Annotated in this window: 19 protein-coding genes (1 of these 19 cut by a window edge); 11 read left to right on the top strand and 8 right to left on the bottom strand. The window is 68.2% G+C overall.

The window, feature by feature from the left end:
- Positions 1 to 40 precede the first annotated feature (40 nt).
- Complete coding sequence (locus HL653_RS20770; protein WP_216599907.1) at positions 41 to 3,100, top strand: glycoside hydrolase family 2 protein; 3,060 nt, start codon at positions 41 to 43, stop codon at positions 3,098 to 3,100.
- A 65-nt stretch (positions 3,101 to 3,165) separates the two neighbouring features.
- Here the strand turns inward: HL653_RS20770 and HL653_RS20765 are convergent, their stop codons facing one another.
- Positions 3,166 to 3,891, bottom strand: coding sequence for an SDR family oxidoreductase (locus HL653_RS20765; protein ID WP_171747166.1), 726 nt, complete (start codon positions 3,889 to 3,891; stop codon positions 3,166 to 3,168).
- A 147-nt stretch (positions 3,892 to 4,038) separates the two neighbouring features.
- Here HL653_RS20765 and HL653_RS20760 point away from each other — a divergent pair, with 147 nt between their 5' ends.
- Positions 4,039 to 4,935, top strand: coding sequence for an AraC family transcriptional regulator (locus HL653_RS20760; RefSeq protein WP_171746183.1), 897 nt, complete (start codon positions 4,039 to 4,041; stop codon positions 4,933 to 4,935).
- 27 nt (positions 4,936 to 4,962) lie between these two features.
- Here the strand turns inward: HL653_RS20760 and HL653_RS20755 are convergent, their stop codons facing one another.
- The 5 genes from HL653_RS20755 to HL653_RS20735 form a co-directional block, all read right to left on the bottom strand.
- Entirely contained in the window at positions 4,963 to 6,354 is a 1,392-nt protein-coding gene (locus tag HL653_RS20755) for an NAD-dependent succinate-semialdehyde dehydrogenase (RefSeq protein WP_171746182.1), read from the bottom strand.
- A 157-nt stretch (positions 6,355 to 6,511) separates the two neighbouring features.
- Positions 6,512 to 7,738: a TolC family protein gene (locus HL653_RS20750; RefSeq protein ID WP_171746181.1), complete on the bottom strand. Its 1,227-nt coding sequence runs from the start codon at positions 7,736 to 7,738 to the stop codon at positions 6,512 to 6,514.
- Positions 7,735 to 8,037 (bottom strand): DUF3240 family protein, encoded by a 303-nt coding sequence (locus HL653_RS20745; RefSeq protein ID WP_171746180.1) that lies wholly within the window; start codon positions 8,035 to 8,037, stop codon positions 7,735 to 7,737. The genes HL653_RS20750 and HL653_RS20745 overlap by 4 nt, the downstream gene beginning before the upstream one ends.
- On the bottom strand, positions 8,034 to 11,102 hold the full coding sequence (locus tag HL653_RS20740; protein WP_171746179.1) for an efflux RND transporter permease subunit: 3,069 nt from the start codon (positions 11,100 to 11,102) through the stop codon (positions 8,034 to 8,036). The genes HL653_RS20745 and HL653_RS20740 overlap by 4 nt, the downstream gene beginning before the upstream one ends.
- 1 nt (position 11,103) lies before the next feature.
- Complete coding sequence (locus HL653_RS20735; protein WP_171746178.1) at positions 11,104 to 12,186, bottom strand: efflux RND transporter periplasmic adaptor subunit; 1,083 nt, start codon at positions 12,184 to 12,186, stop codon at positions 11,104 to 11,106.
- Positions 12,187 to 12,236: 50 nt separating this feature from the next.
- Here HL653_RS20735 and HL653_RS20730 point away from each other — a divergent pair, with 50 nt between their 5' ends.
- Together HL653_RS20730 and HL653_RS20725 are read left to right on the top strand one after the other, a co-directional pair.
- Positions 12,237 to 12,890: a response regulator transcription factor gene (locus tag HL653_RS20730; RefSeq protein WP_171746177.1), complete on the top strand. Its 654-nt coding sequence runs from the start codon at positions 12,237 to 12,239 to the stop codon at positions 12,888 to 12,890.
- Complete coding sequence (locus HL653_RS20725; RefSeq protein ID WP_171746176.1) at positions 12,887 to 14,218, top strand: HAMP domain-containing sensor histidine kinase; 1,332 nt, start codon at positions 12,887 to 12,889, stop codon at positions 14,216 to 14,218. The genes HL653_RS20730 and HL653_RS20725 overlap by 4 nt, the downstream gene beginning before the upstream one ends.
- A gap of 46 nt (positions 14,219 to 14,264) precedes the next feature.
- Here HL653_RS20725 and HL653_RS20720 read toward each other — a convergent pair whose 3' ends face one another.
- Together HL653_RS20720 and HL653_RS20715 are read right to left on the bottom strand one after the other, a co-directional pair.
- Positions 14,265 to 15,242, bottom strand: a complete 978-nt coding sequence (locus HL653_RS20720; protein WP_171746175.1) for a DUF6607 family protein — start codon at positions 15,240 to 15,242, stop codon at positions 14,265 to 14,267.
- Positions 15,243 to 15,254: 12 nt separating this feature from the next.
- Complete coding sequence (locus HL653_RS20715) at positions 15,255 to 17,489, bottom strand: TonB-dependent hemoglobin/transferrin/lactoferrin family receptor (protein ID WP_171746174.1); 2,235 nt, start codon at positions 17,487 to 17,489, stop codon at positions 15,255 to 15,257.
- Positions 17,490 to 17,562: 73 nt separating this feature from the next.
- Between HL653_RS20715 and HL653_RS20710 the strand changes: the two genes are divergently transcribed.
- The 7 genes from HL653_RS20710 to HL653_RS20680 all read left to right on the top strand — a co-directional run.
- On the top strand, positions 17,563 to 18,384 hold the full coding sequence (locus tag HL653_RS20710; protein WP_253717207.1) for a DUF4198 domain-containing protein: 822 nt from the start codon (positions 17,563 to 17,565) through the stop codon (positions 18,382 to 18,384).
- Between the two features lie 128 nt (positions 18,385 to 18,512).
- Positions 18,513 to 18,707, top strand: coding sequence for a hypothetical protein (locus HL653_RS20705; protein WP_171746173.1), 195 nt, complete (start codon positions 18,513 to 18,515; stop codon positions 18,705 to 18,707).
- A gap of 70 nt (positions 18,708 to 18,777) precedes the next feature.
- Positions 18,778 to 19,377, top strand: a complete 600-nt coding sequence (locus HL653_RS20700) for a hypothetical protein (RefSeq protein ID WP_171746172.1) — start codon at positions 18,778 to 18,780, stop codon at positions 19,375 to 19,377.
- Between the two features lie 164 nt (positions 19,378 to 19,541).
- A complete protein-coding gene (locus HL653_RS20695; RefSeq protein WP_171746171.1) occupies positions 19,542 to 19,853 on the top strand; it encodes a hypothetical protein in 312 nt (103 codons plus the stop codon).
- 92 nt (positions 19,854 to 19,945) lie between these two features.
- A complete protein-coding gene (locus tag HL653_RS20690; protein WP_171747164.1) occupies positions 19,946 to 20,650 on the top strand; it encodes a hypothetical protein in 705 nt (234 codons plus the stop codon).
- 115 nt (positions 20,651 to 20,765) lie between these two features.
- Positions 20,766 to 22,817: a S9 family peptidase gene (locus HL653_RS20685; RefSeq protein WP_253717205.1), complete on the top strand. Its 2,052-nt coding sequence runs from the start codon at positions 20,766 to 20,768 to the stop codon at positions 22,815 to 22,817.
- A gap of 81 nt (positions 22,818 to 22,898) precedes the next feature.
- Positions 22,899 to 23,360: the 5' portion of an MmgE/PrpD family protein gene (locus HL653_RS20680; RefSeq protein WP_171746170.1), read on the top strand. The gene runs 924 nt beyond the window's last position; 462 of the gene's 1,386 nt are visible here — the first part of the coding sequence; its start codon is at positions 22,899 to 22,901; the stop codon falls past the right edge of the window.

Raw genomic sequence — 23,360 nt, 5'->3', positions numbered from 1 at the left:
TGGCGATACGGGGAGCGAGGGCTGACGGGAGATGATCGCGATGAAATGGCACGGCCTTCTGGGATGCCTGCTTCTGGCCGGCACGGCCGCCGTCGCTGCCTTGGCACAGCGGGCGTCCGTCGGGGTGGCCTCGCCGCGGCAGAGCTTCGAGTTCAGCCGGGGCTGGCGCATGCATGTGGGCGACGACGCGACCTTCTCCGCGCCCTCCGCCGGGGATGCGGGATGGCAGCCGGTGACCCTGCCGCACGCGTTCAACGAGGATCAGGCCTTCGCGGTCGACGGGCACAATCATGCCGAGGGGATCATCTGGTATCGCAAGCATTTCCGCCTGCCGTCCGAGGCGCCGAAGGGGCGGGCCTTCCTCGAATTTCAGGGCGTGCGGCAGGCGGCCGATGTCTGGGTGAATGGCGAGAAGGTCGGCTTCAGCGAAAATGGGGTGATGGCGTTCGGCTTCGACATCACGAAGGCGCTGAAGCCGGGCGACAATGTCGTCGCCGTCCGCATCGACAATCACTGGGATTATAAGGAGCGCGCGACCGGCTCCAAATATCAATGGGAAGACCGGAATTTCTACGCCAATTTCGGCGGCATCAACAAGCCGGTCCGCCTCCATCTGACCGGGCCGGTCTATCAGACGCTGCCGCTGTGGAGCAGCCTCGGGACGAGCGGGCCGTATGTGTGGGCGGACGGGTTCGACATTCCGGCGGCCTCGGCCGTGGTCCATGCCGAAACGCAGGTGCGCAACGATGGGGCGGCACCCGCGACCATCTCCTATGATGTGATCGTCCGCGACCTTGCCGGCAAGGTCGTCGCCAGCTTCGCGGGCGACCGGCAGACGCTCGCGCCCGGCGCGCAGGCGACGCTCTCGGCACAACAGCGCCTCACCGGCCTCCATTTCTGGAGCTGGGGCTATGGCTATCTCTATACCGTGACGGGCGAGTTGAAGGACGGTGCCGGCAAGGTGATCGACGCGGTCGATACGCGCACCGGCTTTCGCGAGACGCGCTTCGATCAGGGCGTGCTGACGCTCAACGGGCAGGTGCTGCATCTGAAGGGCTATGCCCAGCGCTCCACCAACGAGTGGGCGGGCGTGGGGCCGGACGTGCCGCCGTGGGTGAGCGATTTCTCGAACGGGTTGATCACCGGCAGCAACGGCAATCTGGTGCGCTGGATGCATGTGGCCCCGCCGAAGCAGGATGTGGAATCCGCCGATCGCCTCGGCCTGATCCAGGCGATGCCGGCCGGCGACAGCGAGGGCGATCCCACCGGCCGCCGCTGGGAGCAACGGGTCGCGCTGATGCAGGATGCGGTCATCTACAATCGCAACAACCCCTCCATCCTGTTTTACGAAAGCGGGAACAAGGGCATCACCGAAGCGCACATGGCGGACATGCTGGCGGTGCGGAACCGGTGGGATCCGCATGGCGGCCGCGCGATCGGATCGCGCGAGATGCTGGGATCGAAGACGGCCGACTATGGCGGCGAGATGCTCTATATCAACAAGAGCGCCGGCAAGCCCTTGTGGCAGATGGAATATTCGCGCGACGAGGCGGCCCGCGCCTATCAGGACGACTGGACGCCGCCCTTCCACAAGGATTCGCCCGACTATAATCGCAATGTCGAGACGATGGCGGTGGAGGATGCCCGCCGCTGGTGGGATTATTACGAGCAGCGGCCCGGCGGCGGCGATCGCGCCAATGCCGGCGGCGTGAAGATCGGCTTCACCGACAGCAATTCGCATTTCCGGGGCGACAACAATTATCGCCGTTCGGGCGTGGTGGATGCGGTGCGGCTGAAGAAGGATCCCTGGTACGTCCATCAGGCGATGTGGGACGGCTGGGTCGAAAGCGGCGGCCATCATGTCCACACGATCGGCCACTGGACCTATCCGGCGGGTACGGTGAAGTCGGTCTATGTCGTCTCGAATGGCGAGAGCGTGGAGCTGTTCCTGAACGGCGCGTCGCTGGGGAAGGGGGAGCGGGAGGGCTTCCTGTTCACGTTCAAGGACGTGCATTTCGCGGCGGGCACGCTGAAGGCCGTCGCGACCTTCAAGGATGGCAAGACCGCCGACGATGTCCTGACGACAGCGGGCGCGCCCGCCGCGCTCCGGCTGACCTCGCACACCGGCCCGCGCGGTTTCGTCGCCGACGGGGCCGATCTGATGCTGGTCGATGTGGAGGTGGTCGACGCCAAGGGCCGGCGCGTGCCGACCGCATTCGATCCGATCGATTTCACGCTCGATGGCCCCGCCGAATGGCGCGGGGGCATCGCCCAGGGGGATAGCTCGGGCAAGCCCCGATCGGACAGGGCGGTGATGCTGCCGACCACGGCCGGCACCACCTCGACCGCCGGCACGGCGCGCGACGAGGACAATCATATCCTCGCGCGGTATCTGCCGGTGGAACTGGGGATCAATCGCGTGCTGGTCCGCTCGGCGACCAAGGCCGGCACGATCCGGCTGACCGCACAGGCGGCCGGGCTGAAACCGGCGACCTTGTCCGTGACGACGCGGGCGGTGGCGGAGAAGGATGGGCTGTCGCGCGACTTTCCCGAGGACGCCCAGCCCTCCGATCTTTCGCGCGGGCCGACGCCCTCCGTCTCGACGGTGGTGCCGCGCCTGCGGACGGTGCCGGTCGCGGAGATCATCGCCGGGTCCAACATGGCCGATGCCACGAAGAGCCACGATGATGACGAGGCCTCGACCTGGAGCAGCGACGGCAAGCCGGACACCGCCTGGATCGAATATCGCTTCGCGCGCCCTGCGACGGTTTCCACCCTGCAATTGCGGCTGACCGGCTGGCGCATCCGCTCCTATCCGATCCGCGTCACGCTGGACGATCGGGTCGTCTATGAAGGGGTGACGCCCAAGTCGCTGGGATATGTGACGCTGCCGCTCAAGGCGGGGATGGGCAGCCGCCTGCGGATCGCGCTGACCGGCCCGACCGCCGATCGCGATGCGTTCGGCAACATCGTCGAGGTCAAGAACGACAAGGTCGCGGCCAGCGTGGGGGCGGATACGGTGCCAGCCGGATGGCGGCTCAGCATCGTGGAGGCCGACATAGCGGGGCCGGTGACGAACCCCTCTGATCCGGGAAAATGACGGCGCCCCGCGCGGTCCTTTCAGAGATCAGGCTTTCGGGTTGCCCGAAAGCCTGATCCGGGCGCTCACATATTGGCTGCCGTGGGGCGCACGATCACTTCGTTGATATCGACGCCCTCGGGCTGCTCCAGCGCGTAACGGATCGCCCGCGCGATCGCGTCCGGCGTGAGCGACTTCTGGCGCCATTCCTTGAGCGCGGACGCCACCTGGGGATCGCTGATATCGTCGCCCAGCTCGGTCGCCGTCACGCCCGGCGAGATGATCGTGGAGCGGATGTCATCATGCTCCTGCCGCAGCCCTTCGGTGATCGCCCACACCGCATATTTGGTGCCGCAATAGACGGCCGCCGTGGGCAGGACGAGATGCGCGCCGACCGAGGCGACGTTGACGACATGACCGCTCTTCTGCGCCAGGAAGCGCGGCAGCACGGCGGCGATGCCGTTGAGCACGCCGTGGATGTTCACGTCGATCATCCGCTTCCATTCGTCGCGCTTCAGCGCGGCGAGCGGCGAGAGCGGCATGACGCCGGCATTGTTGACCAGCACGTCGATGCGTCCGAACCGCGCTTCGGCGGCGGCGGCGAACGCATCGAAGCTGGCCGCGTCGGTCACATCCAGTTCGCTCCACGCGACCGCATCGCCCAGTTCCTCGGCCAGCGCCTTGAGCCGCTCGCCCCGGCGCGCGCCGATGAAGAGCCTGGCCCCGGCGGCGGCCAGTTCGCGCACCGTCGCCTCGCCGATGCCGCTCGATGCACCGGTGACCAGCACAACCTTCTCGCTCACTCCCGACATGATCTTTCCTTTCGCTTCAGGTGATGGGGGCAAGATGCCGCCGCGTACCGGCGAGAGGTAGAGCGATCGCCCGAACACTTTGCACGATCCTCCAAATCGGTGCGGCGCGCCCTTGCGGATCATCGCCGCATCGTGGATCAGGCTCGCATGAGGGATATCGCCGATCTGGCCGGCGCGATCGCGCGTCATGCGCCCGTTTCCGGTTTGGCGGGTACCGCCGTGCCGCGTCTCACCCTGATCCGCGCCGATCGGCCGAGCGAGCCCGTGCCGGCCGTCTATGAGGCATCGCTTTGCCTGATCGCCCAGGGATCCAAGCGGGTTTCGCTGGGAGAACAGAGCGTTGTCTATGATGCCGCACGCTATCTGCTCGTGTCGGTGGATCTGCCGCTGGTCGGCCATGTGCTGGAGGCGAGCGCGGATGCGCCCTATCTGTGCTGCAAGATCGATTTCGATCAGGCCGCGCTCGCCGACCTGATCGTCGCCGAGGGCCGTGTCGGCACCCGGCATGATCTGCCCGCGCTGGCCGTCTATCCGGGCAACCCCGATCTGATCGACGCGGCCTGTCGGCTCGTGAACCTGCTCGACCGGCCGGAGAGCATCGCCGCGCTCGCGCCGCTGATCGAGCGCGAAATCCTGTACCGCCTGCTGACCGGCCCGCACGGCGCGATGCTGCGGCACATGGCATCGGTCGACAGCCACCTGAGCCAGGTCAGCCGCGCCATCGCCACGATACGCGGCGGCTTCCACACCCAGCTGCGGATCGACGACATCGCCAGCGCGGCGGGGATGAGCCCGTCGTCGCTCCACGCGCATTTCAAGGCGATCACGCGGATGAGCCCGCTCGATTATCAGAAGCAGCTTCGCCTGCAGGAGGCGCGGCGGCTGATGCTCGTCGCGGGCGCGAGCGCGGGATCGGCGGGCTTCGCGGTCGGCTATGACAGCCCCTCGCAATTCAGCCGCGAATATCGCCGCCTGTTCGGCGCGCCGCCCCGGCAGGATATCGAGCGATTGCAGGCGACGCAGGACCTCGCCGTGGCGCTGTGAGGCTCCAGCCGACGCGGTCCGCCCGGATCACCCCACGGTTTTCGCCCATACGGCCTGGGCATTGGTGAATTCGCGCAGCCCGAAATGGGAGAGTTCCCGTCCGTAGCCGCTCTTCTTCACGCCGCCGACCGGGATGCGGGCGTTGGTCGCGCTGAAGCCGTTGATGAACACGCCACCCGTCTCCAGGCGGCGGGCGATGCGCTGCGCGCGGGCGATGTCGCTGGTCCACAGATTGCCAGCCAGGCCATAATCGCTGGCATTGGCGAGCGTGATCGCATGCTCCTCGTCCTCGGCTACGGTGATCGCCGCGACCGGGCCGAACGTCTCCTCGTCGAACGCGGTCATTCCCGGCTGCACGTTCGCGAGGACGGTCGGCTGGTAGAAATTGCCCGCGCCCTCGATCGTGTCGCCGCCCAGAAGCAGGGTGGCGCCTTGATCGATGGTCTTGCGGACCTGCGCGTGCAGTTCGTCACGCAGATCGGCGCGCGCCATCGGGCCGATGCGCGTCGCCGGATCGATGGGATCGCCGATCGCCATCTCCCGGGCCGCCGCCACGAATTTGCGCGTGAATTCCTCTGCGATCGGCGCTTCCAGGATGAAGCGCTTGGCGGCGAGGCAGACCTGGCCCGTATTCTGGAAGCGCGCCTCGATCGCGGTCTGCACCGCGAGATCGATGTTGGCGTCGGCCAGCACGATGAACGGATCGCTGCCGCCGAGTTCGAGCAGGCTCTTCTTGAGAGCCTTGCCGGCGATGGCCGCGACCGCCGCACCCGCCCGCATGCTGCCGGTGAGCGTGACGGCGGCGATGCGCGGATCCTCGATCACCTGCGCGACCATATCGTTGCCGACGTTGAGATTGGCGAACAGGCCGGGCGGGAAACCGGCCGCCTCATAGGCATCCTGCAGCGCATAGGCCGAGCCCATCACGTTGGGCGCATGCTTGAGGAGGAAGCCGTTGCCCGACAGCATGATCGGCGCGGCGGCGCGGATGACCTGCCATAACGGGAAGTTCCACGGCATCACGGCCAGGATCGTGCCGACCGGCAGATAGGACACATGCACCTGATCGTCGCCTTCGACGGCGACGGGCTCATCGGCGAGAATGGCTGGGCCGTGATCGGCGATCCACTCGATCGTCACGGCGCATTTCTCCACCTCGGCGCGGGCGGCCCCGATCGGCTTGCCCATCTCGGCCGTGATCGTCGTCGCGAGCGTTTCGGCGCGGTCCCGCAGCACCGACGCCAATCGTCGATAGGCCGCCACCCGCTCCGCCATGGGGGTATCGCGCCACAGCCGGAACCCGGCGACGGAGGCGGCGAGCGTGCGGTCGACGTCCGCCGGGGTCTGGAACGGATAGGTTGCGATCAGGGTGCCGGTCGCCGGATTGCGCGACACGGCGCCGGTCGGGTTATTCGTCATGATGGCCTCTCTGCGGGAATGCTCGAGAGTCAGAACGTAGGACGGGCCGATCCGATCACCACCGGTTCTCATGCGCATCCACCGATGGCTCGCATGGGATCAGGAAAGCGCCGCGCAAAATCGTCGCGGCGTCATGCGGCCTTCGATCCGCTGCGGCTCAATCGATCCAGAGGCTGTGGGCGTCGATCCGCATCCTGGTGACGGCGTGCGCCGCCGCCACGCGCGCGTCGATCTCGGCCGCGCGCGCCTCATAAGCGAGGCGATCGGCATAGAGGCGGTCGGCGAGATCGATGACGCCGACCTGCTGGCCGCGTTCCGTCTTCGCGGCGGCGGCATCCGAGCGCCTCAGCGCCTCGCGCGCGCTGCGCCAGGCGCTGAGGCGCGCGCGCGTCTCGGCGAGATCGCCCGCCGCATGCGCCTCGACCTCGCGGCGGACGACGGCCGCCTCGGCGGACGCGGCGCGCGCCTCGCCCGCGGCCTGATCGGCCAGCGCCTTGCGGTAGCCGCCGCCGAACGGCATCGCGACATAGACGCCGAGCCCCTTCTCCTGCCCGCCACGCTCCTGAAAGGCGCGGAAGCCGAGCGAGGGATCGGGAATGCGATCCAGCCGCGACCGGCGCGCCATCGCATCCTGTCGCGCGGACTCGCTGTCGGCGGCGGTGATGTCGTGGCTCTTGGCGACGGCATCGGCCGCCAGCCCCTCCAGCGTCGCCGCCGAAAGCTCGGCCACCGTGATGTCGGGAGCTTCCGCGGGCAGGGCCAGATCGGGGAAGGTCGCCGCCAGCTCGGCCCGCGCGCGATCGCGTGTCGCGGCGGCATCGTTCAGGCGCGCCGCCGCCGCCGCGACCGCCGCCGCCGCCTGATCCGCGTCCAGCGCCGCTGCATCGCGCAGCGCCACGCGCCGATCGATCCCGCGCGCGGCGGAGGTCAGATTGGCGAGCGTCTGCTCCGCATTGCGATGCCGCGCGCTGGCGCCCAGCCAGCGATACCAGAGTTCGGCCAGCGACAGCGCCGCCTGATGGCGCGCATCCTCGGCATGATTGGCCGCCACCTCGACACCCAGCGCGCCCGCCTTGCGATCGAGCGAGGCCTTGCCCGGCAGGCGGATCGCCCGGCTGAGCGTGGCATCGAATTCCTGATAGTCGCGACCCTCGAGATCGACGCGGCGGCGCGAGACCGTGCCCTGCAGCGTCACCTCATGCGGGCCGACGTTCAGCGCCGCCGCGCCGCCGCGCGCCACATCGACGCGCGCGTCGGCGGCGGCGACGGCGGGAGAATGTTCCAGCGCCTCGCGCACTTGATCGACGGGCGGCAGATCGGCCTGCTGCGCGAACAGCGGGGCGGGGGCGAGCAAGGCGAGGATCAGCAAGGACGAAGACTTCATGACAGGCGCCCCTCCGCCAGCACCGGAAGGGTGATCCAGCGCACGGGCAGGCGGCGACGCGAACGCTCCACCGCCGAGACGAGCGCGGGGACCTGATCGGCCGCGACGACGAGTTCGATCGCGACCCGCCGCAGCGCGCCCGTCACGCGCTCGGCCGTACCGGCGTCCGCGAAATCGAGGCCACGCACGATCTCGTCGCGCAGATGGATCGGCGCGGTGCAGGCCGCACGCAGCGCCTCGGCGATCGGCTCCGCGTCGGCGGCGGCGCAGGCGAGAGTCAGGAGAACCCGGCCCGTCATCGCGCGCGCTCCGCCGCGCTTTCGCCGAAGCGCTCATAGAGCAGGGGGAGCAGCACGAGCGTCAGCAGCGTCGAGGTGACGAGTCCGCCGATCACGACGATCGCGAGCGGCTTCTGAATCTCCGATCCCGGCCCCGTCGCGAACAGCAGGGGCACGAGGCCGAAGGCGGTGATCGACGCGGTCATCAGCACCGGCCGCAAGCGCCGCTCCGCACCCAGCCGGACCGCATCGGCGAGCGACACGCCCTCCTCGCGCAGCTGGCGGAAGTAAGAGACGAGGACGAGGCCGTTCAGCACCGCGATGCCGAGCAGGGCGATGAAGCCGACCGAGGCCGGCACCGACAGGAAATCGCCCGAAATCCAGAGCGAGACGATCCCGCCGACGGCCGCGAACGGAATGTTGGCGAGGATCAGCAGTGCGCCGCGCAGCGACTTGAGCGTGCCGAACAGGACGAAGAAGATCATCACCAGCGCGATCGGGATCACGAGCATCAGCCGCGCGGCGGCGCGCTGCTGGTTCTCGAACTGCCCGCCCCAGACGAGGCGGTAGCCGGCCGGCAGCGGCACCTGCGCCGCCACCTGCGCCTTGGCCTCCTCGACGAAGCCCACCAGATCGCGGCCCGAGACGAACGCCTGCACCAGCGCATAGCGTCCGCCGCTTTCGTGGCTCAGGATCACGGGGCCCTGCGTCTCGGTGATGCGCGCGATGTCGCTCACGCGGGCGACCGTGCCGGTGGGCGTCACCATCTGCATGTCGCGGAAGCGCGCGGCATCGCCGCGTATCTCGTCGCCGCCCTTGATGACGACGGGGATGCGCTTCTGCGCCTCGATCACCGTGCCGGCGGGAATGCCCTCGATCTGGGCGCGCAGCATATCCTCGAACGTATCGACCGGAAGGCCGAAGCGGCCGGCGGCGGCGCGGTCCACGTCGAGCTGGAGATAATCGACGCTGCTGGTGGCGGCGGTGACTACTTCGGATGCGCCGCGCACGCCGCGCAACGTCGCCTCGACCCGGCCGGCGAGCGTGGAGAGGGTCGCGAGATCCGGCCCGAAGATCTTGATCGCGAGATCACCACGCGATCCCGTCAGCATCTCGGACACGCGCATCTCGATCGGCTGGGTGAAGACGGGATCGATGCCCGGCAGGCCTTCCATCGCCTTGCGGATGCCGTCGACGATGTCCTCCTTCGTGCCGCGCCATTTGGCCCGTGGCTTCAGCGCCATGAACATGTCGGTCTCGTTGAGCCCCATCGCGTCGAGCCCGATCTCGTCGACGCCGTTGCGCGCGACGATGCGGTCCACCTCGGGCACGGCGGCGAGGATCGCCTGCTCCACCCGTCCGTCGAGCGCGAGCGTGCGGTCCAGCCCGATCGACGGGAGCTTGGCGGTCTGCATCACGACCGCGCCCTCATCCATCGTCGGCATGAAGGTCTTGCCGACGCGGCCATAGGCCAGCACGGCGATGACGAGCCCGATACCGGCGGCGCCATAGACGATCGGCTTGCGCGCGAACGCGCCCGCCAGCAGCGTGTGATAGCGCGGCGCCAGCGCGCGCATGATCCACGGCTCGCCATGATGCCCGGTCTTCAGCCCGTAGGATGCCAGCACCGGCACCAGGGTCAGCGCCAGCAGCAAAGCGGCGGCGAGCGAGAACATGATCGTCAGCGCGACCGGCGCGAACAATTTGCCCTCCAGCCCCTGCAGGGACAGCAAGGGCAGGAAGACGAGCGCGATGATGACGAGGCCCGCCGACACCGGCACCACCACCTCGGCCGCCGCGCGGAAGACGATGTTCAGGCGGGGCGTCCCGCTCTCACCCGCATGGGCGAGGCGATCGACCACATTCTCCACCACCACGACCGCGCCATCCACCAGCATGCCGATCGCGATGGCGAGGCCGCCCAGGCTCATCAGATTGGCGGACATGCCCATGTAGCGCATGGCGAGGAAGGTGATCAGCGCCGCCATCGGCAAGGTCGTCGCCACGATCGCGGCCGCGCGCCAATCCCCGAGGAACACGATCAACAGGATCACGACAAGCACGATCGCCTCCAGCAGCGCTTCCTGCACGGTGCCCACGGCATGTTCGATCAGATCGGAGCGATTGTAGAAGACGTCGAGCGTGGTGCCCTTGGGCAGGCCGGGCCGCAGCTCTTCCAGCCGGGCCTCGACACCCTCCACCACCTTGCGCGCATCGGCGCCGCGCAGCGCGAGGACGAGGCCCTCCACCGCTTCCTTGCCGTTGCGCGTGAGGCCGCCATAGCGGGTGAGGCTGCCCGCGCCGACGGTGGCGACGTCGCCCAGCCGCACGATCCGGTCATTCTTCGCGACCACCACCATCTGCCGCAGATCGTCCGCATCGCGGATCGCGCCCACGGCGCGCACGATCAGCGCCTCGTCGCCCCGGGCGAGGCGCCCCGCGCCATCGTTGCGATTGCCGCGCTCCACCGACTGGCGCACTTCGTCCAGCGTGAGGCCGGCGGCGGCAAGGCGCACGGGATCGGGGCGCACTTCATAGGTGCGCACATGGCCGCCCAGGACATTGACATCCGCCACGCCCTGCACGGTGCGAAGGGCCGGGCGGATCGTCCAGTCGAGCAGCTCGCGTTTCTCGGCCAGCGACAGCGGGCCCTCGATCGTGAACATGAAGACTTCGGAGAGCGGGGTGGAGATGGGGGCGAGGCCGCCGGACACGCTCTCCGGCATGTCCTTCATCACGCCCGCCAGCCGTTCGGTTACCTGCTGGCGTGCCCAGTAGAGGTCGGTGCCCTCGTCGAAATCGATCGTGACGTCCGCCACCGCATATTTGGCGGTCGAGCGCAGCACCGCCTGGCGCGGCAGGCCGAGCATCTCCAGCTCGATCGGCGCGATGATCCGGGTTTCCACCTCCTCGGGCGTCATGCCGGGCGCCTTGAGGATGATCTTCACCTGCGTCTGGGCGATGTCCGGATAGGCATCGACCGGCAGGGTCGAGAAGGCCCAGGCGCCAAGGCCGGCCGTGACCAGCGCGAGCGCCAGCACGAGCAGCCGATAGGACAGCGACCAGGCAACCAGAGCGCGCAGCATCTCAGTTCGCCGCCAGCGCCTTGAGCTCACTCGTGCCCGAGATCGCGACCTGCTCGCCCGCCTTCACGCCGGACAGCAAAACGGTGAGATCGCCTGCAGCCCCCGCGCTCGTCACCGCGCGCCGGACGATGCCGCCCGGCGTCCGCACGAACACCACGGGCTTGCCCTCGATCATGACGACCGCGTTGGTCGGCACGGCGATCGCGCCGGAGGTGGCGGGCTTCAGCAGCGTCACCGTCGTCGCCCGGCCGGAGATGAAGCCCGCCGACGCGGGCACGGTCGCGCGCAGCAGCGCCGAACGGGTGGTGGCGTCGACCGTCGAGCCGACGCTGGTGACCGTGCCGGTCACGCCTTCCAGAACGACCTTCATGCCGGGCCGGATCTGCCCGATCAGGCGCTCGGGCAATTGGGCGGTGATCTCGTAGCGGCCGGCGGCGTCGATCACGTAGGGCGCGCTGGTGCCGTCGACGGGCGCGCCCGCCTCGATCGCGGCTTTCGTGACCGTGCCCGCGATCGGCGCGGTGAGCGTATAGGTGCCGCCGCTGCGTCCGGCGTGGATCAGCGCGAGGGCGCGCTTCTGCTCGCCCAGTTCGGCCTCCGCCTCGCGCCGGGAGGCGCCCGCCTCGTCGGCGCGGGCGCCGGCGATCACGCCCTCGCGCGCCAGCTGATCGAGCCGATGCGCGGAGGCGCGCGAGACGGCGGCGCGGGCCGAGGCCTGCTCCATCGCCGCCTGCATCGTCAGCACCTCGCGGCTGGCGATCACGGCGAGCGGCTGGCCGGCGCGCACCTGCTGCCCCTCCACCACCATCGTCCGCGTGACGGAGCCGGGGATCGTCGCCGCCACCGCGACGCGCGCATTGGGGGGCGGCGCGATCGTCGCGGGTACATCCGCCACGGGCACCTCGGTCGCCGCCGTCGCCGCCGCGAAGGCGATGTCCAGACGGGCGACCTGCGCCGGGGTCAGGCCGATCGAGCCCGGCGGGCCCTTGGCGGCGGGCTCCGGCGCCTTGGCCTCCTCCCCACCCGAACAGGCGGCGAGAAGCAGCGAAAGCGCGCAGGCGGAGGGGAGGATGCGATGGGCCACGGCGCGTCCCTATCTGGCGAAGCTGCCAAAATGCTGTCAGTTTACCGCCCATGCGGATTTTGTTGGTCGAGGATGAGGCGGAACTGGCGCGGCGCACGATCGCCAGCCTGGCGCGGGCGGGGATCACCGCCGAATGGCTGCCCAAGGCCGAGGATGCGGCGGGATTCGCCGAGGACGGCTTCAATGCGCTGATCGTCGATCTCGGCCTGCCCGGCATCAGCGGGCTGGACCTGATCCGCCTGCTCCGCCGTCGCGGGGTGGCGACGCCGATCCTGATCCTCACGGCGCGGGGGAGCTGGGAGGAGAAAGTGGAAGGCCTGAATGCCGGTGCGGACGATTTCCTCGTGAAGCCGGTGCGCGCGGAGGAACTGATCGCGCGCCTTCATGCGCTGGCGCGCCGTGCGGCGGGGCATCTCGTCTCGCGGCTGGAAGCGGGCGCGCTCGCGCTGGACACCAGCACGCGGGAGGCGTGGCTGGAGGGATCGGCGATCGATCTCACCAAGAACGAATTCCGCCTGCTGCGCGCCTTCCTGCTGGAGCCGAGCCGCACGCTGTCCCGCGAGGCGATCCTCGACAGGCTCTATGCGCTGGAGACGGAGCGCGATCCCAATACGGTGGAGGTGCTGGTCGGGCGCCTGCGTCGCAAGATCGGCCATGCGCGCGTCGCCACGATGCGCGGCTTCGGCTATCGGCTCGTCCCGTGAGCGGCGCCCGCGCGCACAGCCTGCGCTTCCGCTTCGCGGTCGCGTCTCTGCTCTGGGTGGGGATCGGAACGTTGGTGGCGGGCCTCGTCATCAGCGGTCTTTATCGCCGCCACGTCACGCACACCTTCGTCAGCGATCTCGCCAACCATCTCGACGAACTGGCGAGCCTTACGGTCAAGGGTGCGGACGGGCGCCCGGCGATCGATCGCCCCCTCTCCGATCCCCGTTTTCAGGAGAAGCGCTCCGGTTTCTACTGGCAGATCGAACGCGACGGGCGGCCGGCGCTCATCTCCGCATCGCTGGCGGGCCATCACCTCGTGCCGTCCCGTGGCGACGATACGGACCTGCCGATCTGGACGCGCGATCATGGCGAGTGGCTGCTGCGGATCGATCGGCCGGGCCCCGCTGGCCTGCTCTTCTCGATCACCGCGTCCGGCCGGGTGCTGGACGCCGAGCTTCAAGCCTTCCGCACCGATCTGGCCGTCTCGCTCGGCGTGTTCGCCACGCTGATGCTGGTCGGGGCCGCTCTCCAGGTGCAATATGGCCTGCGTCCCACGCAGCGCCTGGCCGAATGGATCGAGGATCTGCGCCGGGGGCGGCGCGATCGGTTGCCGGACGACGTGCCCAGCGAATTTGCGGGCGTCGTGCAGCAGATGAACGAACTGATCAAAGCGCAGGCGGCGCTCGTCGCGCGTGCGCGCATCGAGGCGGGCAATCTCGGCCACAATCTGCGCACTCCGCTGGCCCTGGTCACCGGGGAAGCGGAGCAACTGGCCGATGCCGGCCACGATGCCAGCGCGGCCTTCATCCTCGACCAGTGCCACCGGATGCAGCGCCAGATCGACTATCAGATGAAGCGGGCCGCCGCCGCCGGCGCGCGCGGGACCGGGATCGTCGCCGATCTGCGCGACTTCATCGGCCCGATCGCCGACGCGTTGCGGCGGCTCCATGCCGCGCGCGACGTGGCGATCGCCAACGATATTCCGGCGGGCCTGTCGGTCGCCTGCGATCCCGGCGATCTTGCCGAGATTCTGTCCAACCTGATCGACAATGCCTGCAAATGGGCCGGCTCGACCGTGCGGATCGGCGCCGCGGCGCATGCTGAAGGGATCGCAATCTCAGTGGCGGATGACGGCCCCGGAATCCCCCACTCCGAGAGAGTGAGGGTCCTCGAAGTCGGTGTCCGCCTCGACGAAACCACGCCCGGAACCGGGCTCGGCCTCACCATCTCGCGCGATATCGCCGCGCTGTACGGGGGCACGCTCGATCTGCGGACGGCCCCCGATGCGCAAGGTCTGGTTGTGATGGTGCGATTGCCCCGCCGATGACGCCGATGATGGGCGCGGGAGGCGCCCATCCCGATGCGATCCGGGATCAGGGGCGCTGCGAACTGGCCTCCTGGATCAGCTTGGCGGCCTCCGCCTTGGCCTCGTCGGCCTTCGCTTCGCCCGAGGCGATATCGTCCGCCAGCAGCATGAGCTGGTGGCCCGTGACCGAGCCGGCATCGGCATCCTCGCCGAGCGTGAGGCCCTTGTTCCGGGCGACCGCCTGCGCCCAGTCTGCGCGGACGGCCGCCCAATAATCCTTCGTCTTCACCCAATATTCGTCGGCGGCGGCCACCGGGAAATCACTGGCCGGCACATAGGAGTTGAGCAGCACCTCGTGCGCGAAAGTCTGCCGGGTGCCGTCCTTCGTCCCGATCTTGGCATTGTCCTGCTCATGCACCCAGCCGGTGGGCGTCAGCGCGTGGCGATTGGTGCCGATATAATGATCGTAGGGCGGCTTGCGGGTGGCGTCGCGGCGGGCGAGGGGGCGGCTGGTCTCGTCGCTCATCCAGCGGGCGACGCCGTCGTCATAGCGCCAGCGACCGAGGCCGCCGTAACGCGGGCTGTCGTCGGTCTGGTAGACGGTCTGCGACCAGGCGCCCTTGCGGGCCGTCGCCGAGACGGGGAGCAGCGACCAGCGGCCCCGTCCGACATAGGACAGGACGGTGGCGGGCTGCCACGCCCAGTCCTGACGCCAATGCTTGATTACCATGGGCTTCTTGTCCTCGCCCTCGACCACCAGCAGATGCTGGAGGCCGATCACATCGGGCGTGTCGATCACGACGCGGACGACCTCGTGCCCGCCGCTGAGCTTGGGCTCGAACAGCTTGTAGCCGGCGACGAGGGGGACGGTCTCGCGCATGTCGAACGTCACCTTGAAGGTGCCGGCCATGGCGAGGATCGAGGCGCGGTCCTTCGCCTTGTCGCCATAGACCGGGGCGACCGCGAACGACGCCTGGGCGACGGCCGGCGCGGCCGCCAGCGGCGCCGTCAGCACCGCGATCGAGAGCAAAATGCGATATGTCATGATCGTTGGTCCTCAGAAGGTCGCGGCGAGCGAAAGGCCGAAATTGCGGCCCGGCTGGCTGTAGGCATCCCGGATCGACGAGGTCGCGGCGAGGCCGCGCACATCGCTCCACCAGAAATATTTCTTGTCGAAGATGTTGAACAGGCCGGCGCGGATCGTCGCATGATCGAGGATCCGGAACGAGGCGGTCGCATCGACGATCCAGAAGCCCGACGGCGTGAAGCAGCTCGTCGTGGTGGTGTTGCAGCTGTTGTTCGTGCGCGAGACTTTCTTGCCGGCCGAATGGGTGGTGACGATCTCGGCGCGGAACGGGCCGCCCTCGGGCTGGTAGAAGGCGCCGGCGACGAACTTGAACGGCTCGACGCTGTCGAGCGGGCGCGTGCCCGCCACGCCGGCCTGCCGCACGGAGCCCTTCGCCCAGCTCAGCGCGGTCCGCACGCCGAAGCCCTGCGGCAGACGATAATCGCCCTTCGCCTCGATCCCGTGGATCTTCACCCGGCCGAGATTGACGTACTGATAGACGGCCGGATCGGCGGCGGTGAAGCTGCCGCGCACCTGGATCTGATCGATGAAGTTGCGGAAGCGGCTGCTGAACGCGACCAGCTCGGCCGTCGCGCCGCTGCCGGCGAAGCGGATGCCGCCCTCGACGCTGCGGCTGCTTTCGGGCTTCAGGTCCGGGTTCGGGACCGAGCGGTAATTGGCCACCACATTGGCGAAGCTGTTGTTGATCTGGTTGGGCTCGGGCGCCTTGAAACCCTGTGTGTAATTGGCGAACAGGCGGATCTGCTCGATCGGTTTCACCACCGCGCCGATGCGGGGGGTGAGCTTCGATCCGCTTTGTTTGCTCGGTACGAAGCCGGTGAACAGGGCGTCGGCCTTCGGATCCAGCTTGTAATGATCCCAGCGCAGCGCCGGATAGAGCGTGACGAGGCCGTCCGCGATGCGGATCTCGTCCTGTGCGAACAGGCCGACGAGGCTGTAGTTCGTGGTGGGAAAGGCGCGCGTCGGATAGACTTCGCCCGCAGGCGGCACGGTGCCGTCGCGCACGCCGGTCTGGCGGGTGCGGCTATAATCCGCGCCATAGACGAACAGATGCTCGGTGCCGGCGATCGACGCCTTGCTTTCCAGCTGCAGCATCGCGCCATAGACGCGATTGTTGAAGCGATTGATGCGGCGGCGATCGGCGGCCGTGTTGCGATCCTCCAGCGCATCCTGCAGCGTGCGGCTGTTCTGCCACCAGGCGGCGGCGCGGACGCCCGAGATCAGCCCTTCGCCGATGTAACGATAGTCGAGGGTCGCACGATCACGCTTCGTATCGTCGGCGGCGGTGAGACCGAGAACCGAGGTGGAGGCGAGCGGCGGCTTGGCGATCGCGCTCAGCACGTTCGTATCCACGTCGGAATCGAAATGCTCGTAGGTGGCGCGCACGCGATGCGCGTCGGACGGCTGCCACACGACCCGGCCGAGCACCGCGTTGGACGCCGTATCCTGCGGATTGGGCGTGGTGCGATCGGTGTTGGCGCTGTCGTTCGTGCCTTTGTTGTCCAGTTCCTTGCCGTCGCGGCGGGTGTAGGCGACCATCGCCGAGAACTGGCCCGACTTGCCGGCGAGGACGGCGCTCTCGCTCCAGCTTTCGTCCGAACTGTCGTATCCGACGCGGGCGCCGCCCGCGATCGTCTTGCCGTCCTTCAGGAAATCCGCCGGGTCCTTGGTGATGAAGCTCACCGCGCCGGCCACACCGTCGGAGCCGTAAAGCGCGGAGGCCGGGCCGCGCAGGATCTCAACCGACTTGACCAGATCAAGGTCGACATAGTCGCCCCGGCCCACGGACTGCGCGCCGAAGCTGAACCCGTCCGGCACACGCACGCCATCGACGGTGATCAGCACGCGATTGCCCTCAAGCCCGCGAATGTTGAAGCCGCTGTTGCGATCACGCCCGGTGGAGGCGCCGGCCGCCGTGAAGCGGGCGGGGGCGCGGCGGACGGCGACGCCGGGCTCGTAACGGATCAGATCCTTGATATCGTTCACGAAGCGATCGGTGATGGTGGATGCGTCGATGACGGACACGGTCGCCGGCACATCAATCACGGACTTTTCGGTGCGCGTGGCCGTCACGGTGATCTGTTCGGCTTCGCTCGTGCCGTCGGCAGCGGCGCCGACATCGGCGGCGGACAGGTCGGCGGCATGGACCGGCGACGACAGGATCAGCGCCGCGAGGGCGGCGCCGGTCAGGTAACTCGACTTCATGGATCATTCCCCTTCTCATCTTGTTGCTATTGCGAATCGTTCTCGTTAGCAAGAGGGGGTGATGGAGGATGGAATGACGCGGCGGGATCGGGTTATGGCGGAGCGGAAACGTGGCGCGATGGCGCTGCGGGGCGCGCTGGGGGTGTTGATGCTGGCGCCGCCGGCGGCCGCTCACATGCCTTACGTGCTTCCGTCGGTATTCGACGTGGGCACGCGCAGCGCGATCGGCATCGAGGCGGCCTTCAGCGAGGATGCGTTCCGGCCCGAAATCGGCATGGACAATGCTCCGTTCGAAGCGACGGGGCCGAATGGCACGACCGTCCGATTGGCGGCGCCGACCCGTCTCGGGGATCGCACCGTCGCCGAAGCGCCGCTGTCGGCGGAAGGGATCTGGCGCATCTCGTCCGGCCAGCGGCTCGGCCGGATGAACCGGATGGTGCGGGACGGCGCCACGTGGAAGGTTTTGGGCGAAGATGCGGCCGCGCCGGCCGGCGCGACGATCCTCAAGGTGCAGAGTACCACGCTGGCCGATGCCTATGTGCTGCGCGGCCATCCGGGAGCGGCCGGCGCGCTGAAGCCGCGGGGCACGGGGCTGGAAATCCATCCGCTCGGCGATCCGACGGCGGCGGGGAAGGGGGAGCCGATCGCGTTCGAGATCCTGTATCAGGGCAAGCCGTTGCCGGGCGCGACCGTTTCGGCCTTCCGGGAGGCCGGCTATTATGACGGCCGGAAGACCTTGCCGGATGCGATCACGGGCGCGGACGGCCGGTTCAGCCTCACGCCACCCGATGCCGGCCGCTACCTCCTTCTCGTCCGACATCGGGACGCGGCACCGCAGACGGCGGCGGCGCCTTATTACAGCTATTCGGTGACGCTCGCGTTCGAAGCGATGTAGCGCTGAGGCGATGGGATGGGCGCGGGCTCATCCCATGACGCGGCAGGATGGCCGGCTTTTCGGCACCGAACCCGAAGATCTGTTTTTGGGGCTGGACCGGGGAATCCCGCCCGCACTATCGGGCGGCCATGAGACGATCCCGACGCCGACCGGCCTGGCCGCCCTCCAGGCCATGGACCCCCGATGAGGATCGCACGCTCGTCGAATTGTGCCAGATCGGCGCCACCTGCGACATCTGGAAAACGGTGTTTCCCGATCGCCGGTTCGGCGAAGTCGCGGAGCGGCGGCTGGATCTGCGGCCGCCGCTCGCTCCGCTTCTCTGAACCGGCGGCAGGCGATCGTGCGTTGCTCCGTGTTCGATGGGTTTCCGGCATCGGCGTGGAGGAAAGGACTATGGCCATCATGAGACAATCGGCGCTTCTGCTGGCCTGCGCGACAGGGCTTTTCGCGAGTGCCGCCGCGATCGCCGGCCCCTATGCATCGCGCGATATCGGCGGCTGGACCGTCGCGCCCAGCAAGGATGGGTCGGGATGCTTCGTCACCCGGACGTTCGATCGGCCCGGCGAGACGACCCTGCTCCTCGGCCTCGATCTCGACGGGAAAAACCATCTGTCGGTGCTGAACACGCATTGGTCGATCAAGCCGCAGGATCGGCTCAAGCTCGACTTCCGCCTTTCGAATGGCGGCTATACGAAGCATTTCGCCGTCGGCATGGTGTCCGAGGGAAAACAGGGGTTCGTGACCAGTTTCGAGACGAAATTCCCGACCTTCTTCGCGACGTCGAAGATCCTCCAGATCTTTCGCGGCGACGTTCCGGTCGAGCGGCTGGCCCTCGATGGCAGCGGTGCCGCAGTGGTGGAATTGCGCACCTGTGTCGAGGCGCAACGGGACAAGCCGGTGAAGGCGGGTCCCGACGAACGGGCATCCGACGACATACCAGCGGATCCGTTCGCTGCGGATCCGAAACGAAAGTTGAGAAGCACGAAGAAATAGCACAGATGCGCGGCGGAAGATGCGATGAAGCGCCCCAGCCGTGCGATGTGAAAATTGCGGTAAACCGCTGGCCGGAGAAGATGCACATTCGAACAGATCGGGATTGCAGGCCTATCCTTCCTCGGCTTGATTGTTCCAATCGTTTAACGACTGGAAGATATGCGATGTCCCCATTTGTGTCGAAATCTGCGCTGGCTGTGGTAACTTTGGTGGGTGCCATGGGTCTCGGTGGCTGCGCGACGAAATCCTATGTGCGCGAACAGATCGCCCCCGTGAGCCAGCGCGTCGGCACGCTTGAGGCGAAATTGCAGGAAACGGACGGCACCGCCAAATCGGCGTTGGCGGAGGCGCAGGCCGCATCCGGGCAGGCGCAGAATAATGGCCAGCGGCTCGACCAGATCAACGGGCGCGTCGATGGCCTCGATCAGCGGCTGACGGTGCAGGAAGCGAAGCGCGCGAAGCAAGCGCGCCATTGATCGCGCCCCGCGCGACGGACTGACCTGCCTGTTTTTCCTGTTTCGGCCGTCTCCGCGTGAGGCGGCCGAACCTGTTTGAGCGTTCGAGAGTGATGATCCTGATCCTGCGGCTGCTCGCCGGAATCGTGCTGATGATTCCGACCTGGTCGAACGCTCGCCCGCCCAAGCCCGCGCCGGCCGGACCCGTTGGCATCGAAGCCCCGGCCGACAAGGCCAAGGCGCAGATCAGTCCGTCCGCGGAAGCCGCGCGCGTGATCGCATGGGTGCTCGCGTCAAAGGACAATCATGGCCTGCCCTGGCTTGTCGTCGACAAGAAACGGGCCGCGCTGTTCCTGTTCGATGCGAAGGGCGGATCGCTGGACGCGGTGCCCGTGTTGCTCGGCCTTGCCGAGGGCGATGATGCCAGCCCCGGTGTCGGCAGCAAGAAGCTGGCCGATCTCGGCCCCGCAGAAAAGACGACACCCGCCGGGCGCTTTCTCGCCAAGTTCGGATTGCCGGTGGCAGGGGAGCGCGTGCTGTGGGTGGACTATGCGACCTCCGTCGCGCTCCATCCGATTCCCAAGGATGTCGGCGCCCGAGAAAGGCGGCGCGAGCGGATGCTGTCGCTCACCGCCGACGACAATCGCATCACCTTCGGCTGCATCAACGTGCCCAAGCTGTTCTACGGCAAGCTCCTGCGCCCGCTCTTCCAGAAGAAAGGCGGCTATGTGTACGTTCTGCCCGACACCAAGCCGATCGAGGTGGTTTTCCCGCGGCTGCGCGTCCAGGCGGTAACGGCGGGCGCCACCGGGGAATGAGGTGACTGCGGCAGCGGGAGGCCGGGGCGGACGCGGGGCAACGCCGCCATTGTTTGTGCGGTCCGAGGCGGTCTATCTGCCACATCTCGATGATGTCGTCTGATTGGAGTTGCCCATGTTCCGGCCCGCTATGATGCTCTCTCTGCTCGTTGGGAGCGCGGCTGTGGCCCAGGCCGGGCAGCCGGTGGCGGATGCGACGACGCCGTCCCATCGCTTCGGGCCGCGCGACGTCTTCTCGTTGTCGCAGGCGAGCGACGTGCAGATCAGCCCCGACGGCAAGCGCATCGCCTATACGCGCGCCACCGGCGACATCATGATCGACGGGGATCGCAATGAGGTCTGGCTGGTCGATGTCGCCAGCGGTCAGCAGACGCCGTTGGGCGTGGCGGGCAGCTCGCGGCCGCGCTGGTCGCCGGACGGCACCCGTCTCGCCTTTTCCGCGCGGGCCGACGGGCAGAAGCCGCAAATCTATGTCCGCTGGCTGGCCACGGGCACCAATGCCGCGATCACGACCGTGCCCGAGGCGCCGTCCGACATGGCCTGGTCGCCGGACGGCAGGAAGATCGGTTTCACGATGTTCGTGCCGGGCGAGGGCGAGAAGCTCGGCGCTCCGATCGCCAAGCCCGAGGGGGCGAAATGGGCGGAGCCGCTGAAGATCATCGGGCAGGTGCGCTACCGGGCGGACGGTGCCGGCTATCTGCGTCCGGGATATCGTCACGTCTTCACCGTTTCGGCGGATGGCGGCGCCGCCCGTCAGCTGACCTTCGGGCCCTATGACGATGGCCGCAGCATCGCCTGGGCGGGGAACAGCCGCAGCCTGCTGGTTTCGGCCAATCGCGGCAAGGATCCGGAGCGCGACGCCCAGAATAGCGACATCTTCTCCGTGGATGCCGAGAGCGGCGCGCTGCGCCAGCTGACCACGCGCTACGGTCCTGACGAGCAGCCGGCCACATCGCCCGACGGCCGCCTGATCGCGTTCGTCGGCTATGACGACAAATTGCTGGGCAATCAGAGCAACCGGCTGTCGGTGATGAACGCCGACGGCAGCAACGCCCGCGTGCTGGCCACGATCGATCGCGATCTCGGCGATCCGCAATGGTCGGGCGACGGCAAGTCGATCTTCGTCAGCTATGCCGATCACGGCGTGACGAAGGTGGCGCGGGTGACGCTGGACGGCCACATGACGAATGTGGCGTCGGGCCTCGCCAGCGGCGAACTCGACCGGCCGTATTCCAGCGGCGATTACAGCGTCTCGAAGAGCGGCGCCGTCGCCGTTACGGCGGGGGATGGAACGCATCCGGGCGATGTCGCGATCGTCGGGCGAGGGGGCGAATTGCGGCGCCTGACGAACCTCAACCGCGATCTGTTCGAGGGCAAGACGCTGGGGCAGGTCAAGCCGATGGCGGTGACCTCCTCGGCTGGCGGGCTGCCGATCGATGCGTGGATGGTGACACCGCCCGATTTCGATCCCAACCGCAAATATCCGATGATCCTGGAGATCCACGGCGGGCCCTTCTCCAGCTACGGCCCGGTCTGGTCGACCGACGATCAGCTGTATGCGGCGGCGGGCTATATCGTGGTCTATGCCAATCCGCGCGGCTCGACCTCCTATGGCGAGGAATTCGCGAACCGCATCCACCACAATTATCCGAGCGAGGATTATGACGACCTGATGAGCGTCGTCGATGCCGCGATCGCGGGCGGGCATGTCGATCCGAACGCCCTGTTCGTCACGGGCGGATCGGGCGGCGGCCTGCTCACCGCGTGGATCGTGGGCAAGACCGACCGCTTCAAGGCGGCGGTCTCGCAGAAGCCGGTGATCAACTGGACGAGCGAGGTGCTGACCACCGACGGCTATACCACGATGGCCAAATATTGGTTCGGCAAGATGCCGTGGGAGGATCAGGAGCAATATTGGCGCCGCTCGCCGCTGAGCCTCGTCGGCAATGTGAAGACGCCGACGGCGGTGATGGTGGGCGAGGAGGATCATCGCACCCCGCCGGGCGAGGCCGAGCAATTCTATGCCGCGCTCCAGATCCGATCGGTGCCGACCACCCTGATCCGCGTGCCCGGCGCCAGCCACGGCGGCCTCGCGGATCGCCCGTCCCAGCTCGTGGGCGAGAATGCCGCCATCCTGGCATGGTTCGATCGCTATCGGCCGCGTTGAGGGAGGCGTTCCGGGGCGCGGTGACGCCCCCGGAAGGTTTCCAGCTGGCCACACCGATAAGGCCGGGAGGGGAGGATCGATATGAACGGGACCCAGGACGCGGAGGGGCTGTCGCGCCGGATCGCGGAGTATATCGTCACGACCTCCTATGAGGATCTGTCGCCCGCCGTCGTGCGGGCGACGAAGCGCTCGCTGCTCGACGCGATCGGCGTGATGATGGCCGCGACCACGCTCGGCACCGGCTGCGAACCCTTCGCCGATCTGGCCCGCGAAGGCGGCGCGGGATCGGCGACGCTGATCGGGCGCGGCGCGAGCGCGACGCCGGCGCTGGCCGCGCTGGCCAATGGGGCGCTAGCCCACGCGATCGATTTCGAGGACGGGCATGATGGCGCTCCGGTCCATCCCAATGCGGTGCCGATCCCGGCCGCGCTCGCCTGGGCGGAAGGGCAGGGGGGGATCGATGGCCGCCTGTTCCTCACCGCGCTGGCGATCGGCTGCGATCTGGTGTGCCGGATGGGGCTGGCCCTGGCCGAGGATCCGGCG

It is taken from the genome of Sphingomonas sp. AP4-R1, from assembly GCF_013113735.1.
GTDB lineage: Bacteria > Pseudomonadota > Alphaproteobacteria > Sphingomonadales > Sphingomonadaceae > Sphingomonas_I.
The sequence above is the reverse complement of the archived record's forward strand: the minus strand, read 5'-3'. Positions and strand labels throughout refer to the sequence as shown.

Excerpts from the sequence above, each read along its gene's own strand:
- HL653_RS20715 (WP_171746174.1), bottom strand. The coding sequence starts at position 17,489 with ATGAAGTCGAGTTACCTGACCGGCGCCGCCCTCGCGGCGCTGATCCTG.
- HL653_RS20705 (WP_171746173.1), top strand. The coding sequence starts at position 18,513 with ATGAGACGATCCCGACGCCGACCGGCCTGGCCGCCCTCCAGGCCATGG.
- HL653_RS20740 (WP_171746179.1), bottom strand. The coding sequence starts at position 11,102 with ATGCTGCGCGCTCTGGTTGCCTGGTCGCTGTCCTATCGGCTGCTCGTG.
- HL653_RS20750 (WP_171746181.1), bottom strand. The coding sequence starts at position 7,738 with ATGAAGTCTTCGTCCTTGCTGATCCTCGCCTTGCTCGCCCCCGCCCCG.
- HL653_RS20685 (WP_253717205.1), top strand. The coding sequence starts at position 20,766 with ATGTTCCGGCCCGCTATGATGCTCTCTCTGCTCGTTGGGAGCGCGGCT.
- HL653_RS20720 (WP_171746175.1), bottom strand. The coding sequence starts at position 15,242 with ATGACATATCGCATTTTGCTCTCGATCGCGGTGCTGACGGCGCCGCTG.
- HL653_RS20745 (WP_171746180.1), bottom strand. The coding sequence starts at position 8,037 with ATGACGGGCCGGGTTCTCCTGACTCTCGCCTGCGCCGCCGCCGACGCG.
- HL653_RS20760 (WP_171746183.1), top strand. The coding sequence starts at position 4,039 with ATGAGGGATATCGCCGATCTGGCCGGCGCGATCGCGCGTCATGCGCCC.
- HL653_RS20765 (WP_171747166.1), bottom strand. The coding sequence starts at position 3,891 with ATGTCGGGAGTGAGCGAGAAGGTTGTGCTGGTCACCGGTGCATCGAGC.
- HL653_RS20690 (WP_171747164.1), top strand. The coding sequence starts at position 19,946 with ATGATCCTGATCCTGCGGCTGCTCGCCGGAATCGTGCTGATGATTCCG.
- HL653_RS20700 (WP_171746172.1), top strand. The coding sequence starts at position 18,778 with ATGGCCATCATGAGACAATCGGCGCTTCTGCTGGCCTGCGCGACAGGG.
- HL653_RS20755 (WP_171746182.1), bottom strand. The coding sequence starts at position 6,354 with ATGACGAATAACCCGACCGGCGCCGTGTCGCGCAATCCGGCGACCGGC.
- HL653_RS20730 (WP_171746177.1), top strand. The coding sequence starts at position 12,237 with ATGCGGATTTTGTTGGTCGAGGATGAGGCGGAACTGGCGCGGCGCACG.
- HL653_RS20710 (WP_253717207.1), top strand. The coding sequence starts at position 17,563 with ATGACGCGGCGGGATCGGGTTATGGCGGAGCGGAAACGTGGCGCGATG.
- HL653_RS20695 (WP_171746171.1), top strand. The coding sequence starts at position 19,542 with ATGTCCCCATTTGTGTCGAAATCTGCGCTGGCTGTGGTAACTTTGGTG.
- HL653_RS20770 (WP_216599907.1), top strand. The coding sequence starts at position 41 with ATGAAATGGCACGGCCTTCTGGGATGCCTGCTTCTGGCCGGCACGGCC.